The sequence below is a fragment of the Rhodococcus sp. R1101 genome (genome assembly GCF_000278445.1).
In the GTDB taxonomy this organism is placed as follows: domain Bacteria; phylum Actinomycetota; class Actinomycetes; order Mycobacteriales; family Mycobacteriaceae; genus Rhodococcus; species Rhodococcus gordoniae.
The window spans coordinates 1-1,523 of record NZ_AJVB01000688.1 but is presented as its reverse complement, the minus strand read 5'-3'; the positions used below and the strand labels follow the sequence as shown (position 1 = coordinate 1,523).

The following is a 1,523-nucleotide window of genomic DNA, read 5'->3' as shown; positions in this document are numbered from 1 at the left end:
GCGATCGACGGTCAGTCCGGTCTTGTCGTTCTCGATCTGACTCAGCGTGGCCGGACTGACGTCGATGCACTGAGCCAAGCCCCGCAGCGTCATGCCGCGCGCCATCCGTACCCGACGCAGACCTGCCCCGACCGATGCCGACCTGTCGACCGAAACCGCGCCCACCGACACCCCCCGTGTTTGGAATAGCTGAACACTGCATACGCGACCTTCGACCGCTCCGGGCAGCGTATCCACTTCCATGGCTGCCCCGCAGGCATTTTCGCGAGCACACCGAAACGTTGACGTCGACAGGTGTGACGTGCACCATAGGCTTACCGAGCGTGTGCTCGCTCCCGCTGTTTACCCGATGGAGGACAACATGACCGAGGTCGACGCTCCCGCGATGCGTGAACTGCTCGGCGAGAACGCGCCGAGCAATTGGGGCAAGTGGGGACCCGACGACGAGTTGGGCGCCCTGAACTACCTCGACGCGAGCGAAGTGCTGCGCGGGGTGCAGCACGTCGAGTCCGGCGAGACCTTCACCCTGCAGATTCATATGGGACGCGCCGAGAGCCCCGGCGACCCGCTCTGGCCGGGTCGCGAAGGCATCAAGCGGCAGAACGTGCTCGACGAGAGCTCCTGGGACGGTGACGGTGCACCGGCCTTCCCCGGCGGCCTGCACTACGCCGACGACACCGCACTGGTCTTCCTTCAGGGATCGACCCAGTACGACGCGCTCGGACACGTCTGGTACGACGGCAAACTGTGGAACGGATACGACGCACGCAGCACCGTCGGAGGAATGGAGAAGGCCTCCGTCCTCCCGATCGCGGAGAAAGGGATCGTCGGCCGCGGCGTTCTCATCGATATGGCCCGCCATCGCGGCAAGCCCTATCTCGACAAGGGTGAGACGTTCGACCACCGCGACCTCGAAGAAGCGGCGGCCGCCCAGGGCGTGACCATCGAACCGCACGACATCCTGATCATCCGCACCGGATGGCTCAAGTACTGGTACGAGCTGAACAACCCCGAACAGTTCTACGACGGATTCTGCGAACCCGGCCTGACCTATTCCCCCGAACTCGTCGAGTGGTTCCAGGACAAGGAGATCCCGAACCTGGTGACCGACACGATCGCCAACGAGGTGACCTACGACCCGCAGAGCGGCGTCGCATTGCCGCTGCACTGTGCCCTGATGCGCAATCTCGGTGTCACTCTGACGGAGATCGCCTGGCTCGACGATCTCGCCGACGCCTGCGCCGCCGACGGTCGATGGAGCTTCCTCTACACCGCTGCGCCACTGAAGATCGTCAACGGCACCGGCGCCCCGGTGAATCCCATCGTCATCCGCTGAGGCGAACCATGAGCACCTACGAAGACAAGGTGTGGTTGTCGCAGTATGACACTGCGCAGCGGGAACCACGCACGATCGAGTTCGACAATGCCCTGGCGATGTTCCGGGCGACCGTCGAACGCAATCCGGACGCCGACGTCATCCGTTACTTCGACGGCCGAATCACCGCAAGCGAACTCGACGAGCT

2 protein-coding genes are annotated in these 1,523 nt (G+C 64.0%); one reads left to right on the top strand and one right to left on the bottom strand.

All coding sequences use genetic code 11. The annotated features are described in order from the left end of the window. Window positions 1-243 (bottom strand): helix-turn-helix domain-containing protein (locus tag R1101_RS31365; RefSeq protein ID WP_269726647.1); only part of this gene is annotated, 243 nt, incomplete at its 3' end. Between the two features lie 118 nt (window positions 244-361). Here R1101_RS31365 and R1101_RS0123240 point away from each other — a divergent pair. Further along, window positions 362-1,336, top strand: a complete 975-nt coding sequence (locus tag R1101_RS0123240; RefSeq protein WP_026003627.1) for a cyclase family protein — start codon at window positions 362-364, stop codon at window positions 1,334-1,336. Window positions 1,337-1,523 lie beyond the last annotated feature (187 nt).

Excerpts from the sequence above, each read along its gene's own strand:
- R1101_RS0123240 (WP_026003627.1), top strand. The coding sequence starts at position 362 with ATGACCGAGGTCGACGCTCCCGCGATGCGTGAACTGCTCGGCGAGAAC.